The 15,778-nt window shown below is 39.6% G+C and carries 13 protein-coding genes; 3 read left to right on the top strand and 10 right to left on the bottom strand.

Going from position 1 to position 15,778, the window contains the following annotated elements; all coding sequences use genetic code 11:
• The first annotated feature begins 147 nt into the window (after positions 1–147).
• A complete protein-coding gene (locus tag FDK13_RS36890) occupies positions 148–996 on the top strand; it encodes a hypothetical protein (protein WP_229215996.1) in 849 nt (282 codons plus the stop codon).
• A gap of 25 nt (positions 997–1,021) precedes the next feature.
• Here the strand turns inward: FDK13_RS36890 and FDK13_RS09920 are convergent, their stop codons facing one another.
• The 8 genes from FDK13_RS09920 to FDK13_RS09885 all read right to left on the bottom strand — a co-directional run bounded on the left by FDK13_RS09920 (position 1,022) and on the right by FDK13_RS09885 (position 12,255).
• The gene (locus tag FDK13_RS09920; RefSeq protein WP_137339833.1) at positions 1,022–1,867 is read right to left on the bottom strand and encodes a serine O-acetyltransferase; all 846 of its coding nucleotides are present in this window, start codon (positions 1,865–1,867) and stop codon (positions 1,022–1,024) included.
• A gap of 113 nt (positions 1,868–1,980) precedes the next feature.
• On the bottom strand, positions 1,981–4,035 hold the full coding sequence (locus FDK13_RS09915; RefSeq protein ID WP_137339832.1) for a family 2A encapsulin nanocompartment cargo protein cysteine desulfurase: 2,055 nt from the start codon (positions 4,033–4,035) through the stop codon (positions 1,981–1,983).
• The gene (locus tag FDK13_RS09910; protein ID WP_137339831.1) at positions 4,019–4,939 is read right to left on the bottom strand and encodes a family 2A encapsulin nanocompartment shell protein; all 921 of its coding nucleotides are present in this window, start codon (positions 4,937–4,939) and stop codon (positions 4,019–4,021) included. Before FDK13_RS09910 ends, FDK13_RS09915 begins: the two co-directional genes overlap by 17 nt.
• Before the next feature lie 425 nt (positions 4,940–5,364).
• Positions 5,365–5,754 carry a hypothetical protein gene (locus tag FDK13_RS09905; RefSeq protein ID WP_137339830.1) on the bottom strand — a complete coding sequence of 130 codons (390 nt, stop codon included), beginning with the start codon at positions 5,752–5,754 and terminating at the stop codon, positions 5,365–5,367.
• A gap of 280 nt (positions 5,755–6,034) precedes the next feature.
• Positions 6,035–7,411 carry a sulfatase family protein gene (locus FDK13_RS09900; RefSeq protein WP_137339829.1) on the bottom strand — a complete coding sequence of 459 codons (1,377 nt, stop codon included), beginning with the start codon at positions 7,409–7,411 and terminating at the stop codon, positions 6,035–6,037.
• Between the two features lie 19 nt (positions 7,412–7,430).
• On the bottom strand, positions 7,431–9,752 hold the full coding sequence (locus FDK13_RS09895; RefSeq protein ID WP_137339828.1) for a sulfatase-like hydrolase/transferase: 2,322 nt from the start codon (positions 9,750–9,752) through the stop codon (positions 7,431–7,433).
• Between the two features lie 630 nt (positions 9,753–10,382).
• On the bottom strand, positions 10,383–11,123 hold the full coding sequence (locus FDK13_RS09890) for a glycosyltransferase family 2 protein (RefSeq protein WP_137339827.1): 741 nt from the start codon (positions 11,121–11,123) through the stop codon (positions 10,383–10,385).
• A complete protein-coding gene (locus tag FDK13_RS09885; protein WP_170982762.1) occupies positions 11,110–12,255 on the bottom strand; it encodes a glycosyltransferase family 87 protein in 1,146 nt (381 codons plus the stop codon). The genes FDK13_RS09890 and FDK13_RS09885 overlap by 14 nt, the downstream gene beginning before the upstream one ends.
• 280 nt (positions 12,256–12,535) lie before the next feature.
• On the opposite strand from FDK13_RS09885, the gene FDK13_RS09880 reads away from it, so the two are divergent.
• Together FDK13_RS09880 and FDK13_RS09875 are read left to right on the top strand one after the other, a co-directional pair.
• The gene (locus FDK13_RS09880) at positions 12,536–13,117 is read left to right on the top strand and encodes an RNA polymerase sigma factor (protein ID WP_229215995.1); all 582 of its coding nucleotides are present in this window, start codon (positions 12,536–12,538) and stop codon (positions 13,115–13,117) included.
• The gene (locus FDK13_RS09875; RefSeq protein WP_137339824.1) at positions 13,110–14,495 is read left to right on the top strand and encodes a porin family protein; all 1,386 of its coding nucleotides are present in this window, start codon (positions 13,110–13,112) and stop codon (positions 14,493–14,495) included. The genes FDK13_RS09880 and FDK13_RS09875 overlap by 8 nt, the downstream gene beginning before the upstream one ends.
• A gap of 110 nt (positions 14,496–14,605) precedes the next feature.
• On the opposite strand, the gene FDK13_RS09870 is transcribed toward FDK13_RS09875, so the two are convergent.
• Both FDK13_RS09870 and FDK13_RS09865 read right to left on the bottom strand, forming a co-directional pair.
• Positions 14,606–15,130, bottom strand: coding sequence for a PPC domain-containing DNA-binding protein (locus FDK13_RS09870; RefSeq protein ID WP_170982761.1), 525 nt, complete (start codon positions 15,128–15,130; stop codon positions 14,606–14,608).
• A gap of 115 nt (positions 15,131–15,245) precedes the next feature.
• Positions 15,246–15,659, bottom strand: coding sequence for an EamA family transporter (locus tag FDK13_RS09865; protein ID WP_137339822.1), 414 nt, complete (start codon positions 15,657–15,659; stop codon positions 15,246–15,248).
• Between the last annotated feature and the right edge of the window lie 119 nt (positions 15,660–15,778).

Here is a 15,778-nt window from a genome sequence, read left to right as displayed (position 1 = left end):
CTCAATGTAAACTATTTGATTTAAAACAATTTAAGGCACATTCGCCGGGTTAAAATTTAAGTTGGACGAAATTATTTTAAATTCTTTCCCTTAATTTCTATTTTGTATCAAGAAGAGTAAGGAATACTCAAAACTTAATCATCAGCCATGAAATACATTTATTATCTACTCCTTTTTGTCACTATCATTTCCTGCAAAAAAGAGGGTGAACCAACGCCGTCCATTATTTCAAAGCAACAAGCCCCTTTTGGGGATAATCTTGTTGAAGTAAAACTGGCGAGAATATTATTTAATGGAAATCTGACAAGTGAATTTTTATACGAAAACGGGTACCTGAGTGAATACCGGGCGTATATCGCTACAAAAGATACGCCTCCCTACTTAACAGGAACATTTAAACGCAAAAGCGGAAAATTGGATAGCTATGAAATATTACATACAAGTACAATGTCCTTTGAAAGTCAATATATTTCCAAAGACATGATAAAACTTTATACCATGCAATTTAATACCCCTGAAACTGATACAATACAGAAAATCAGTGAAACCTGGTTTTATCAGCCGAAAGTAGCAGTAAAGAAATTTGTATATAATCAATCCGGATTTATTGTTCAGGAAAGATATACCGAAGGCTTAAACGAACAATATCCAACGGTGATTACTTACATCCGAAATGCTCAGAACAATATTGCATCAAGCTGGCAGATCAGTGCATTCGAAACAGAAAAAAGCAATTTATCAGAATATAAATACGATACAAATCCTAATCCGTTTTTCAAAATTGGCGTCGACCGTGGTGGAATGTTTTCTGTTCAATCTTACAGTCCTAATAATATTATTGAAGAAGGCCGGACCGTAAATAATACTTACAGAGTTACCAACACATATGACTACACTTATCTTCCGAATGGCTATCCTGAGAAAGTGGCGGTAAAAGCCTACGATGGATCCGGAGCAGTTTACGAGTCCTACGTTCTGGATTTTGTTTATCACTGATAAAAATATTCAACAACAGTACTGGTTATAAACCGGTACTGTTGTTGAGTTCAGCAGGAATTTCTCTGTTGGTAATTCTTAATTGGTGTGTATTAAAAACCTGTGAATTAGGCTCAATACTTTTTGTAAGAAAAACACTCCCACCAATAATACTATCTTTCCCGATAACCGTATCTCCGCCAAGAATCGTCGTCCGGGCATAAATAATCACGTTATCTTCTACTGTCGGATGTCTTTTGATATCGGCAAGATTTTTGGCAACCTGCAAAGCGCCCAAAGTTACACCCTGATAAATGCTTACATTTTTCCCGATAACGGTTGTTTCGCCAATCACAATTCCTGTCCCGTGATCGATCATAAAAGGCACGCCGATTTTCGCATTTGGATGAATGTCAACACCCGTTTTTCCATGTGCATATTCGCTGACGATACGTGGAAGAACGGGAATATTCAGCTGTGTTAATTTATGGGCAATGCGGTAAACCGTGATGGCGTAAAATCCCGGATAAGAAACAATTACTTCATTAACACTCGTCGCAGCAGGATCGTACTCGTAAATTTTGCTCGCATCCAGTCTCAGATTCTGGTAAATATTTTCAAGAGAATTGTAAAAATCACTAACCACACCAAGAATATCCAGTCCCGAAGGTTCAAGATAACTTAGTAGAATATTTTCAAGATCAATCTGGTTTTTCTTTAAAATACCTTCGTATGAAGACTTTTTTGGCAAATGATTACTTGGAAAAAGAAACTGGACAAGATCATTTAACCAGGCAATAGCGTCATGAGACGAAGGAGTTGCCTCCCATTCAGCATTATGTGTTTGCCTCAAAAGACTGATCAGCGATTGCGTATTAGTATTGTTGTTCATGAATCTGGTAATATGCGAACGGCTATCTGTGAATTTTCCCTGAATGCCGGTTTCGGTTATAAAAAGGAAAGTTTACGGATAGCCGTTTGCCTGATATAATTTTAGTGCAAAACTTATCTGTGGGCGCCTCTGAGCCTGTACAATGTTTCAACAAGTATATCCACATCCGAGCAGGTATTGTAAAAAGCCAGTGACGGGCGAACCGTAGTTTCCACACCAAATCTTCTCAAAATAGGCTGCGCGCAATGGTGTCCCGAACGAACCGCTATTCCCTCATTGTTTAACGCCGCACCTACCTCTTCTGTTTTATATCCTTCAAAAACAAAAGATAAAACCGATGCTTTATCCGGTGCAGTACCGATTAAACGAAGGCCGGGAATGTCTTTCATCAGATTGGTTGCATAAACCAAAAGATAATGCTCATACTGGTGAATGACATCAATGCCGATTTTATTGACATAATCAATCGCTGCGCCAAGTCCGACTGCATCAGCAATATTACCAGTTCCCGCTTCAAAACGGTTTGGTGCATCGTGGAATTTTGTATGCTCAAAAGTTACATCCTGAATCATATTTCCTCCACCCTGCCATGGTTGGGTTTCGTTCAATAAATCCTCTTTTCCATAAAGCACACCAATTCCGGTCGGGCCAAAAACTTTGTGACCTGAAAAAACAAACCAATCACAATTCAAAGCCCGGACATCCGAACGTAAATGTGAGACAGATTGTGCACCATCCACCAATACTTTCGCACCGGCCTGATGCGCCATTTCAACAATTTGTTTTGCCGGAGTAACAGTACCCAAGGCGTTAGAAACCTGCGTAAAAGAAACCAGTTTTGTTTTTGGGTTCAACAATTTGGCATATTCATCAAGCAAAATCTGTCCGTCATCATCCACCGGAATTACCCGTAGTTTCAAACCTTTTTTAGCTGCAAGCTGCTGCCACGGAACAATATTTGCATGATGTTCAAGATTGCTCACAATGATTTCGTCTCCTGCATTCAGGTTTTGTTCGCCCCAGGTTTTTGCAACCAGATTAATAGCTTCGGTAGCACCACGAACAAAAATAATTTCGTTGACAGACCCTGCATTCAAAAAAACCTGAACTTTACTACGCGCACTTTCATAAGCATCTGTCGCACGGGCGGCAAGTTCATGCGCGGCACGATGAATGTTAGAATTTTCGTGTTCGTAGAAATAAGTGATCCGGTCAATCACCGATTTCGGTTTTTGTGTTGTAGCTGCATTATCCAGCCAAATAAGCGGTCGTCCGTTAACGCGTTCCTGCAAAATTGGGAAATCCTTTTTGATTAGATTAACGTCAAACGGAGCATGTCCTGCACCATTTTGTATATGCGAAAATGTTTTCCCACTAAGCTGAGAAGTCGGATTTTGATTTATTCCAAAAGGATCATTTCCCTTAAAACCAGCTCCTTGTAAAAAATAATACTGTGCACCGCCAGTTCCAGGAATTTCAGGAATTTGCGGCGTACTTTTAAAAGTATTGATCGATGACCAGAGCTTATTAAAATCCGGTTCAAAAGGGGTGTCAGGTGAAAATGGAAATGCCTCTGCATAACCTGGTCCGTTTTGAATAACAGACGGAGAAATACCACTTCCTGCAACTGAATGAGGTACATGACCCAAACCAACAGAAGACCCAACATTTGGATCAGGAAAGCTGGTTTGCGGATCTTCCAGATTTACAGCATTTCCCTGATGCGCGGCAGATGGTGATATTCCACTTCCGGCAACAGAAGGCTGCTTATGATCAAGACCCGGATAATCCGTGTTTGTCGTAATACTATTTGGACTCACCGGCCGATTCAAACTTAACTCATTTCCCGGCCTTACAGCCGGCGGTGAAACACCAAAACCTGATTGAGGTGTTTTGTTAACAGGAAAATGCGGATCCGGCAAACTGGTTTGCGGATTATTTAGATTGAACCCTTCACCTTTGCTGAACAATGACGGAAGCCGGTCATGAACAAGGTTCAGTGATTTTTCCAGTCTCGGATGATCAGCAAGATCAGGAGAAAAATTGGCTTTGGGCATTTCATTGGGAAGCAATGAAAACAGCTCATTTGCCAGCTTTTCCAGTTCCGTTACGTCCGGCAAACCAGAAATATTTCCGTCGGCAGGAAATTGATTAGTATTTATACTCATGATAGTTTCCTATTTCTACGTCTTCAAGTACGGCAATCGCATCATCCACCAAAACTGCAAGCGAGCAGTAAAGGGAAACAAGATAAGACGCAATCGCTTTGTCGTTAATACCCATGAAGCGTACCGATAATCCGGGAGATTGTTCGCCCGGCAAACCTGGCTGATAAAGCCCTACAACGCCCTGGCGGCTTTCGCCTGTACGAAGAAGTAAAATTTTAGTCTTGCCATTTTCGATCGGTAATTTATCGGAAGGAAAAAGCGGAATACCTCTCCAAGTGATAAATTGTGATCCGAAAAGAGAAACTGTTGGAGGTGGTACGCCTTTGCGTGTACATTCGCGGCCAAAGGCCGCAATTGCTTTCGGGTGAAGCAAAAAGAAACCCGGCTCTTTCCAAACTTTGGAAATCAGCTCGTCCAGATCATCTGGTGTTGGCGCCCCATTTCTGGTAGAAATTCTTTGTGACGGCGCAATGCTCGACAACAAACCATATTCTTCGTTATTGATCAGCTCGCTTTCCTGACGTTCTTTAATACTTTCAATAGTAAGACGAAGCTGCTCGCTGATCTGATTGTAAGGTTTGCTATACAAATCCGAAACACGTGTGTGAACATCCAGAACTGTATTGACAGCATTCAGATTGTACTCACGCGGGTTTTCAACATAATCAATAAAAGTATGAGGAAGCTCGCGCTCGTCACGTCCTGAACAATCAACTTCGGCTGTACTGCCATCTTTCACTTTATTGAGACGATAAACACCTGATTCAACAGGAATCCAGTTCAATAAATGAGTCAGCCAACGCGGCGTGATCGCTCCCATTTGAGGAACTGTACGCGTTGCGATGGCTAACTGCCTGGCTGCTACGTCACCTAATGCAGTTTGCTTTTCGTTTAATTTTGGCATTTTCTTGAAATTTAAATTTAACGGGTAAATTCTCTTAACTGAAAGTACTTTTAAACAAGATGTTAAAAGCCGTATTACAAACTTACAGCATTGTATTTATTACCACTGAAAGAAGAATGCAGCCTACCACTACCACCGGATTTCAGCCTACCGGATTTTCAATCTAATGCAATTTATTAAAATTATTTTTATAAATATCTGGTCTTAACAGAAATATAATTTCGTAATACCCTTTAAATAAGAAAGATAATTCTTCATATAATTCTATCGTTTTAATGGGTTTTATAGAATTAAAAATCGGGTACAATACCACAACCGTTTAGCTTTATACGCCCGGGAAGTCGATGTGGAATATAAATAAACAAACTGTCAAAACGGAATTATTTCCGTTTTGACAGAAAATGCAGGTTCAGATTTTAGTCTGATTACATCCGGGTAAGCAAAGTTCTGTTCAGCGCACTAATTCGGACTCCTTTCAAATTCTTGATCTTTTCTTCAATGATCATATTACAATGAATATTGTAACCTTGGCCAATCCGTTTTTTAAATTCGTTCATGGCCGAATAAAGTTGTTTTCTGGAAACGCCACTGTATTCCATTTGCAACAATTGCGCCTTTTCCGGTGTCGACTTTTTAAGTTTCCAGTATTGCGGATGGTTGCTCGTTATTGGGTCGTGGAAATTACTTTCGTTCGTATCTTTTAGTAAAAATTCAAAATCGATCGTTACTTCATTACTGTTTTTTTGAAAATCTGCTTTTAGAATAATTTTGGCTTCTCTGCCCACTGTCAGTATAAATCTCTTCTCGTAAATCATTTCTCCTATTATTTTAAATATCATTCGTCAAAAATGAAGTTCAATAGCTTCATTTTTGGCACAATATTTACTTACTTTTTCCTTTGCAAATTATTCGCGAAACGATTAGTCTAGTAAAATTATAGACAAATTAATACCATAAACATGATAATTCAAAACGTAGTTAAAAATATAGTTAGTATTCGCTATGAATGTACCATAAAACAGGTTAAAAATAGTTAAAGTGTCAACTTTTCAACATTTCAATATTCAATTTTCTCTAATAAACAGTACCTATTCATTATGGTTTTTTGTTATAAACAATATCAATTTCCGCCCCTTTATCACCTTGCTGTTTCATCCAAGCGTACAGCTTTTCTTTAAATTTTTCAATTGTTTTCTGATAAGCCGGATCATTCGCCAGGTTATGGAATTCCCATGGATCTTTTGTTGTATCGTAAAATTCTACTGCCGGACGCTTTGTAAACCGGTCCGTTATTTTTTTAACCTGAGGATCTTTTCCTAATTCATCCACCCATGAAAACCAGACAGAATTACGTTCTACACTTTTCGGATTCATCATGAACCGGTTATAATAATCTTTGTCGGCAGTCAGGTTTAAAATCAGCTTATACTGCTTGTCGCGAATACTGCGGATTGGATAAGGATCACCTTCAGGAATGTTGTTGTGAATACTATAAGCATATTCCCTCGCCTCTTTTGCCTTCCCAAGAATAACCGCTAAAAAACTTTTTCCATCAAGATCCGGAATCGCTTTTCCACCCGCAATATCGATCAGCGTTGGTGTGATATCTTCATATTGAACAAGCGCATTGGTTTGAGAAGCAGGTTTTACTTTTCCTGGCCAGTTCACGAGCATAGAACTTTTTTGACCTGCGTCCCAAAGATTCCACTTAGCTCCGGGAAATTGCGCACCCTGTTCACCTAGAAATATTACGATCGTATTTTTATCCTGTCCGGTCTCTTTCAACAATTTTGTGATATCGCCAACCTGATCATCCAGCCTTCTTACCTCAGCCAGATATTTAACAAATTGTCCGCGTGTAGTTTTTGTATCTACCCAGTTTTTTGGAAGTATTAATTTATTGGCATTAAATTCCGTCGTATCACCAACCGTCCACGGCGCATGAGGATTGATACTCATCACAAAAAGACAATACGGTTTTTCGTCCTGGGTGATGTATTTTTTTACATCTTCAAGTTGATAATCATCTGTTGGTGAAACACAATTAGGCTCAAAACCTTTTACAATTTCAAATGGAAAAACAGATTTAGGTTTCGTCACATGATCTTTTCCGGTAAGTCCAACCCGATATCCAAGATCAGCAAGATAATGGCCGACACTTTTCAGATTGTCATAAACCGGTTTGTGATTTTGAAAAGAACCATGCCTGACGGGATACAAACCTGTAAAAAGAGAAGCGCGCGTAGGAACACACATCGCTTCCGAAGTATAGATATGATTGAATTTCAAGCCGTTTTTAGCCAACGCGTCAATGTTAGTCGTTTTAAGATTTTGTCCGCCATAACAGCTCAACTGCTTGCTATCCAGATCATCTGCCATGATGATAACGATATTTGGCTTTGTTTTAATTGACTGTGCTGATGCTTGAAAAACAGTGAAGCACAGTATTGGAAACACCAGGTACTTTTTCATGATGTGATATTAATTACAATTATTTCTTTTCCAAAAGACCAACCTTATCTTCTTTCTCTACTACCTGATCAATTACAAGACTTTTTACAACATCAGAAAAAGCAAAGGTTCCGTTGTATGTTTTTGTTACGGGAGAATTCAAATCCTTACCTGTGCTGAAACCGTCTCCGGAAGCTGAGCTTAAATATTTATTGTTTTTATTGATAATATTTTGCTCCGCCGTTTTCTCATTATTTACAAAAAGTACCACTTTTTTATCGTCAGCAAATTCAATCCGTATTGTGTTTTTACCGGCATCCAGATTTTTAGATGAGGTTAATAAAACCGTATTCACACCGTCGTTAAGCAGATATTGTAATTTATTATCTTTGATAAAAAGACTCGTTCCACCTATCAAACCACCATTTGCAAAAATGACGCCTTCCGGATTTTTGCTTTTTATTTCTACATTTGCTGTAATTGTTACCGCGCCTTTACCAACATAAACCCGGGTTTTTATCGTCGTGCCTTCGTAAATCACAGATTTCGCTTTTATTTCAGGCGCGGCAAGTCCTGCCCGAAAATTTTTCAATGGATACACATCGTATTTTTTCGCTTCTACATCAAAAACTTTTTTAAGTTCTTCCAGCTTTTCAGGATTTTTTGCCGACAAATCATTGATCTCGTTATAGTCTTCATTCAGATTATAAAGCTCCCATTTGTCTCTTTTAAAATCGGCAATGAAATTGATATCGGTCGTAGTTTCGCCAAAAACATTTCGCGGATGATAAACACTGGCTTTCCAGCCATCTTTGTAAATGGAACGGCCGCCGTGTAACTCGTAATATTGAAGCGTATGACGTGTCGGAGCAGTGGCATCAGCAATGGAATAATTCAAAGAAGTTCCATGAAACGGACGCTGCGGATAACCGTTGATCACCTCCGGAACTTTCAATCCGGCCAGTTCGATTGTCGTTGGCAAAATATCCGTTACATGCGTGTACTGCGACCGTAATCCACCTTTTTCCTTAATCCCTTTTGGATAATGGACAATTAATGTAGTATGCGAAGCACCTTCCGCATTCACATCACTTTTCCAGTAACGGAACGGCGTATTAGTAGCCTGCGACCAACCCAGAGGATAATTAGGGAAGCTGTACTCTGTTCCGATTTTATCATATTGAGATAGTAAAAATTTAACATCACCCCCCTCTGATTTTTCTGCAATGCCGGTTGTTCCTTTATAAGTTCCTTCCTTGCTTCCACCATTATCACCAACGATCAGGAAAATAAGGGTGTTATCGAGCTGCCCGATTTCCTGCAAATAATTGGTAACCCTGCCCACTTCGTAATCCGTGTAAGACAAAAATCCTGCATAAACTTCCATGAAACGCGCGTAAATCTTCTTTTCATCTGCCGATAACGTTTCCCACGGTTTAATACCAGCCTGGCGTGGCGGAAGTTTTGTGCCTTTTGGAACCAGGCCAAGTGCCTGCTGCCGTTTGAAAACTTCTTCACGATACTGATCCCAGCCACCGTCAAATTTCCCTTTGTATTTATCGCTCCATTCCTTCGAAACGTGGTGAGGCGCGTGTGCTGCCCCTGTTGCATAATAAATAAAAAATGGCTTATCTGCATCTGCCGATTTTTGGTTGGCAATGTAGGAAATCGTTTTGTCGGTAAGCAGCTGATTCAAATGTTTTGTGTTCGGTTCAATATCAATCGGCGAAGTTTCTTCAATCAACTGCGGATGCCACTGATCCGTCGCACCGCCCAGAAATCCGTAGAAATGTTCAAAACCTCTCCCGGTTGGATAGCGGTTGTATGGCCCCGCAATCGTCAGATCTTTTGGCTGATTCCCATGCCATTTTCCCAAAGCAAATGTATTGTAGCCGTTTTCTTTGAAAATTTCAGCAACTGTTCCTGCTTCAAAAGGAATATTTCCATTATATCCAGGCGTTCCAATTCCCAATTCTGCATGATGTCCCATCCCGACGCTGTGTGCATTTCTGCCGGTAAGCAACGCCGCTCTTGTCGGACTGCATATGCCGGTGGTGTGGAAATTGGTATATCGTAAACCGTTATTAGCAAGTTTTTCAAAATTAGGCGTTTGTATCAATCCGCCAAAAGCAGAAGTTGCGCCAAAACCTACATCGTCCAACAGAATCCAGACTACATTCGGTGCGCCTTTTTTCGCTTCGGGTTGTTTCTGCCACCATTGTTCCGTTTCTTCAATTGTTTTTCCAATTTTCCCTTTAAAAGGCTGAACCGGATCATGCTGGGCAAATATTGGTGAAACTGCGGCAAAAATGATTGATAGAATAAGTTGGGGTTTATAATTTCGGGTAAGAGATCTTTTCATTTTCTAGTGTATTTTTAAGAAACTTAAATGACTATACGTAAACTTAAATGAATGTACGATTTGAGGACCCTATCCAATTGCTTTTTTACAAAACGCTGGTTTACAGTTGACCGCAAACCAACGTCAATAAATCAGGAAGCAAATTGGAAAGCAAAATTCCGGCTTAACTGCAACAGACCAAAAAATAAACAGAAGAAAGGTTGGCCACCCGATGCACAGCATTTTGCCGCGAAGAATTCGTATCCATCGTTATAAGAATAAAAGTTCAAAATATTCTTCTTACTGGTGGTTAATAAAAAGATCAATATCCTACTATATTGATAGACAAAGTAAGTTTATTAAAAATAGATTACCAAAACATTTTTTTGTTTTGATAAAATGAAAACGGGAATAAATAAAATACCAAACCATGCCAATTCCGGTTTCAAATCGGAATTAGCATGGCGATAAAATTATTATAGATTAATCGGCCGATTTCGTTTTTAAATTAACTATACCAATCAATACATTTAAAACAAGCCAGATTTGTTTCTATCAAAAAAACTAAAATTCGATGCCCTTTCCCGGCTTTCACTGGGAAAAGGACTTTTTAGCTAGGTTAAATTAATTTTAATAATGGATTTATTTCTTTCATAAAGCATCGTTCCATGCCCAGCTCATCATAAAAATACGGCTAAGGCTGACCGCTTCCCTGAACAAAACTTTCAGGCTGAAATCACTAAAAATGATGGAGGGATTTGCGAAAACATTTACGGATTGTATATCCACCTTTTTCTTGATCAATTTTCTGATCAGTTCAATTTCAAAAACAAATGTGTTGGTTTTGGTACGTTGTACTTCCGGCAGGATTTCACGTCTCAAACCTTTTATTCCCGCCTGGGTATCTGTTATGTGCCCGGAAAGGAAAATACGGTTAAGCAGATGAAGTCCTTTGGAAATCAACTGACGTTTCAGAGGCAGCTTTTTAAAATATTCACTCGTACGGTTACCATACACAAACCAGCATTCCGGGTTTTCATTAAATATCTTCACCATTTCCACAATCGGATCTGTTCCAAAAGGGAAATCGATATCCGTGTAAATAATAATATCGCCATCCGCTCGCATTGTCCCCTTACGAATTGCTGAACCCTTCCCTTCATTGACCATATTATCAAGAAAGATAACATTGTCACTCTCAGTGAGTACGCATACTTTACTTTTATCCAGTCGTGTGGACCCATCATTAGAAATGATGTACTGAATCCGGTTGGATGACAGCCTGCCATTCAACTCCGTAATATTATTTTCCAGTGTCTGGCACCACCCGTCAACGGGATTGTAACAGGGAAGCACGATACTGATTAGCTGAGGGAGGTTATTTTTTTTCAAGGCTTAATAACTGAAATTGTAATACAAACCATACTATAAAACAAGGAATTACTTTGATCAGATTCGGACCTAAAAATTCATGGCGCCAGGATGCCGGATACACGTCGGTCGGAGCCAGAACACTAAACAGAAAAACACCGATAACAAGAATTTCAGCCCATTGCCCCAATGTTTCGCGGCTGGCAAAATACCATACAACTACACCCTGAATGGCAATGACATACGTGGGAGATTCGGCCGCATGATTGAACATAATCACCCATAGCGATGCATAAGCGAGCAAAAGAAAGCGGTTTTGCTGCGTGGTAAAATTATGTTTCACAAGGGTCCATATCCAGGTAACCGCAAACAGGGCAACGCCAAGATATTGCACACGTATCACACCTTTGTCTGTAAACGCAGGGAACCATAACTTGATAAGCCCCATGACAGAGAGCCCGAAATTGACTTTATGGTCATCTACCATACAGGTATACCAATCCCGGTAGATCTGTAAAAAATAGTCTGTCCCGACAAATGGTAATGGTAAAAGCGACATGACAACAAGCCAGAAAACCGAGTAAAGAATATACTCCCCGCGTTTGGGATAAAAAAGAAACAAAGCGGCGAAGATCAGTCCGTACCCCTTGATACAAAAAGCTATAACAGGAAGTAACGCAGCCCATTTTACCCTGCCTTTTTCCAACAAAGAAAATGTCAACAAACCCAGCGCCGCAATCACCGGGTTTGTTTGTTCATTGTGTATCGATGTGTTTAATTCCAGAAGAATAAACCACCAGAAAAAAATTTTGTTTTTATAAGAAAGAGGAAGGCTTCGTATAGCATAAAAGAGGGCAAGGGAACAAAATAACAGCCAGAAAAACATCCCCGCCACAACGGGCATGAGACTGAAAGGGGCAAACATGATACAAAAGGAAGGATGGTACAGAAAGAGATCAAAATACTCCTTCGGATATTCCAGATGCAGATTTGTTTTGCCTAAAAGATGAAACAGCGACTGACGAAATATAATGTAATTATTATACTTCAAAGGACCACCGACATAATTCTGAATGCCGACAATGATACTAACCAGAATGTAAACAAATAAAATTACGTTTTCCCTTGAAAAAAAATCGGCAATACGTTTCATTAAAAAATTTATTGTTAGGGTTGGGCTGGTTACAGACATATATTAAACGTCCGCGGCCAAATATGTAAAGAGGGCTATTGCTTACTATTTAATTATAATATATTGACATACAGCCTATTAATTTTATTCCGACAATTACAACTATTCTAATATTACTTACGGAAAATCCTCGTGTCCCCGTTGCCTGAGATTGTACAGAAAAAAAAATTTACCTTTGTCAGGCAACGAAAGCAGTGCTTTTTTGCGTAGAAAATAGTGGAACTTACTTATTGACAAATCTGTGCTTTTTAGAAGATCCAAAACATTACCATTGACGGAAATACTGGAAGGATGCCGCAATCAGAAACCAGCCGCACAGAAACAGTTGTTTGAAGCTTATTATAGCTTTGGCATCAATATTTGCATGCGTTATGCCGACAATAGGGAAGAAGCAGAAGAAATGTTTGATGACGGCTTTCTCCGGATTTTAAACAAAATAGGTTATTATGATCCGGACCAGCCATTTGATGCCTGGTTCAGAACGGTAATAATACGCTCAGCTATTGATCATTATCGTAAGAATAAATCTGAAATAACATTTGCTGATATTGAAGAAGCCTACGATATAGGTCAGGATGAAGGACTTATCGAACGGTTATCGGCAGAAGAGATTTTGACCGTTGTACAGTTTTTACCCCCATCCTACCGAACAGCTTTTTCTTTACATGTCGTTGATGGCTATTCGCACGCCGAAATTGCAGGAATGCTTGGAATCAATGAAGGGACTTCTCGTTCCAATCTGGCCAAAGCCAGAATTAAATTACAGGAACTACTCATTAACTGGGTCTCAAACGGATCTATAAACACACGAAACTATGTCTAGTGAACGTTTCGATAAACTAATAAAAAAGAATCTGGAATCTGTCAGGCCGGAATATCAGCCACCTGCATGGGACCGGTTCAGTAAAAAATTGCCTGCTGTCGGATTTTTCCCCTGGGTACAACAATATGGCGGTTGGGCACTAGCAGCCATGATGCTGGCCGGTTGGTTTACCACACTTTATACACTGCGGGAAAATCAGGAACTGATCCGCCAATTAAGTAATCAACCCGGCAGGAATATGGCTTATGAAAATAATGCCGGAAGAGGATCTGTCCAGACTGATCAGGTTACCAAAACAAATAAATCTGTCGCCCTCACGGACACTGTTTATATTGTCAAAAAAACGATAATAGAACACCGGCATTTTTATGATTCGCCGCCTGACGGTCGCAATCGGTTTGCGGAAAATGGAAAAGATCCTGATCGAAAAATTTCTACGAACACTCCCGTATTTACATCAGATAGTAATTCAGAAATAAACGATATACATGAAGAAAAAGAAACTTTACTAACTAAAACATCTGAAGCAGAAAATCACCGGGAAGCTGATAAAAATACTTTTTTAGAAAAAGGCTCAATTGCGCATAATACCGAGTCGGGAACAAATACTGAGGCAGATACAACCGAAAAAGTAACCGATGAAGATCGATTTAATATGTTGCTCGATTCCAATCGGGTAATTCAGGCTTATAATTATAAAGTCCTGGCAGCACTTGTTGATTCCCTTTCTGCTAAAAAGACAGCGGCTCCTGTGATAAAACCCAAAAGACCACCTTTCAAACTTTCCTCTTTACAGCCGCGCCTGGGTATGGAAAGTCTGCTTTCCCTTCACAGTTATGGAATTGGCCCGGTTGTTGAATTTTTCCCAGCCGAAAACCTGGGTATTTCTCTTGGAATTCAGGCTTCGACGCTGGAAGCTGAAAATCATAAAGCACTCAGAGATTATAATTCTGCTACCGGAAAATTCTTCCTTGTTCAGTACCGGAGTTATCTTCCATCAAAATTTGACAGGATTGAGGACATTTCGATCAAAACATCTGTGGTCAGTTTACCAATCAGCCTAAAATATTATATCCCCTTAAAAAAGAATATTTCCATATTTGTACAGTCCGGAACCAGTCTGGATTTATCTGCTTATCAGCAGGTTGATTTCGAAAGTTACCTGAATAATTCAAAACGCAGGAATACTTTTGAAACCGATGCCAAACCTAATTTTTTCCATAATTTAATGTTTGGCGCTGGTGTTCAATATAAAAAATCAAGAATTCTGGCCCAGCTTTCGCCCTTTTATGTCTATGATTTCCGAAACATTGTCAACACTCCGTCAGGTAGTAACCTTGGATTGAGGGCTTCGCTTTGGCTTAATTTGTTCAAATAAAGACTTTTTAAGATTTCACGCAAAGCAAAAAAGGTTTTCGCAAAGACCGCAAAGAGAAAACTTAACGGTCTTTGCGTTTTATCTTTTTTGCTTTGCGTGAACCCCTATTTTTACTCTCGAACAGTCGTCATAGTCCGCAGTTCAGGAAGATCTTTATTCCATTCTCTCGTGATTGGTCTTGTTGTTGGCGTAATAAAAATTTCCAGGATCAGTGACACTTCTGCCTCTTTAACGTGGCCCCCATGTACGTTAAAATCCGATCCGGCCAGCGCAATATGGGCATGAACGATTGGCTTATTTTCAAAATATCCAATATTCCCACTCAGTGAAAGTACCTCCATGGATGGCTCAAATCTTTTGTATTTATACTTTTTTTCGTCCAGGTCGTAATACCCTATTTCCACATGCTGAACAGCTCCAATTCCGGAAATGCTCGCTCCTGGTAATTTTTCACTTTCCATAAAAGCCGTCAAACTGGCAATAAGCGGTTGTCCGCGTTTAATTACAAGCAGATAATTATTTCCGTCTTTACGATAATCAAGGTCAGTTGCGGAGATTTTCGCAGGCGCTGTAACCACCTGTGCAAACACCGGAAAAATGATAAACAGGAATATAAAAAGGCAATAGAATTTCATCTCGTTTTGGGGTTTTGTATTGATAAATTTGATCATTCAACCGTATCACCGGCTTAATACAAATATAGTTTGTGATATTCTGCAACCAGCAATTTCCCGGATTAATAATAGATCGTTATAAAATAATAACAATAGTTCCGGCAACGATCAGCAATCCTCCTATCAGTGTTTTTAAGTCAATCGGTTCTTTTAAAATAAGAAAAGCCAGCCCCATGGCAATGGCTACGCTTAACTTATCAATTGGTGCCACCTTGGAAACATTTCCGGTTTCCAGTGCTTTAAAATAAAATATCCAGGAAAGTCCGGTAGCTACACCCGAAAGTGCCAGAAAGAGAAGATTACTTTTGCTCAGCATTTTGACCTCCCTGATTTCGCCGCTGGCAAGAATAATTCCCCAGGCGATGAAAACCACAACAACGGTACGGACTGCCGTAGCCACATTTCCGTTAATTCCTTTAATTCCGATTTTAGCAAGAATAGCGGTTGCAGCAGCGAAAAGTGCCGATAAAACGGCATAATATTTCCACATAACAATAGAGGTTGAAGGTGAGAAAATCCCTTAAATAATTTGCGGTCAAAGTGATTTTTGATCACCAATAAGGTCGGTAATCTGTGAATAATTTATGTAATTTAAGTCCAAACCTTACT

Source organism: Dyadobacter frigoris (assembly GCF_005280585.1).
Classification (GTDB): Bacteria; Bacteroidota; Bacteroidia; order Cytophagales; family Spirosomataceae; genus Dyadobacter; species Dyadobacter frigoris.
Note: the sequence above shows the minus strand (reverse complement) of the source record. Positions and strands in the feature narration are given on the sequence as shown.

What these genes read in the sequence shown, in the direction of transcription:
- FDK13_RS09865 (WP_137339822.1), bottom strand. Translation starts at nt 15,659, where the DNA reads ATGTGGAAATATTATGCCGTTTTATCGGCACTTTTCGCTGCTGCAACC.
- FDK13_RS09905 (WP_137339830.1), bottom strand. Translation starts at nt 5,754, where the DNA reads ATGATTTACGAGAAGAGATTTATACTGACAGTGGGCAGAGAAGCCAAA.
- FDK13_RS09915 (WP_137339832.1), bottom strand. Translation starts at nt 4,035, where the DNA reads ATGAGTATAAATACTAATCAATTTCCTGCCGACGGAAATATTTCTGGT.
- FDK13_RS09870 (WP_170982761.1), bottom strand. Translation starts at nt 15,130, where the DNA reads ATGAAATTCTATTGCCTTTTTATATTCCTGTTTATCATTTTTCCGGTG.
- FDK13_RS09920 (WP_137339833.1), bottom strand. Translation starts at nt 1,867, where the DNA reads ATGAACAACAATACTAATACGCAATCGCTGATCAGTCTTTTGAGGCAA.
- FDK13_RS09895 (WP_137339828.1), bottom strand. Translation starts at nt 9,752, where the DNA reads ATGAAAAGATCTCTTACCCGAAATTATAAACCCCAACTTATTCTATCA.
- FDK13_RS36890 (WP_229215996.1), top strand. Translation starts at nt 148, where the DNA reads ATGAAATACATTTATTATCTACTCCTTTTTGTCACTATCATTTCCTGC.
- FDK13_RS09900 (WP_137339829.1), bottom strand. Translation starts at nt 7,411, where the DNA reads ATGAAAAAGTACCTGGTGTTTCCAATACTGTGCTTCACTGTTTTTCAA.
- FDK13_RS09910 (WP_137339831.1), bottom strand. Translation starts at nt 4,939, where the DNA reads ATGCCAAAATTAAACGAAAAGCAAACTGCATTAGGTGACGTAGCAGCC.
- FDK13_RS09875 (WP_137339824.1), top strand. Translation starts at nt 13,110, where the DNA reads ATGTCTAGTGAACGTTTCGATAAACTAATAAAAAAGAATCTGGAATCT.
- FDK13_RS09885 (WP_170982762.1), bottom strand. Translation starts at nt 12,255, where the DNA reads ATGAAACGTATTGCCGATTTTTTTTCAAGGGAAAACGTAATTTTATTT.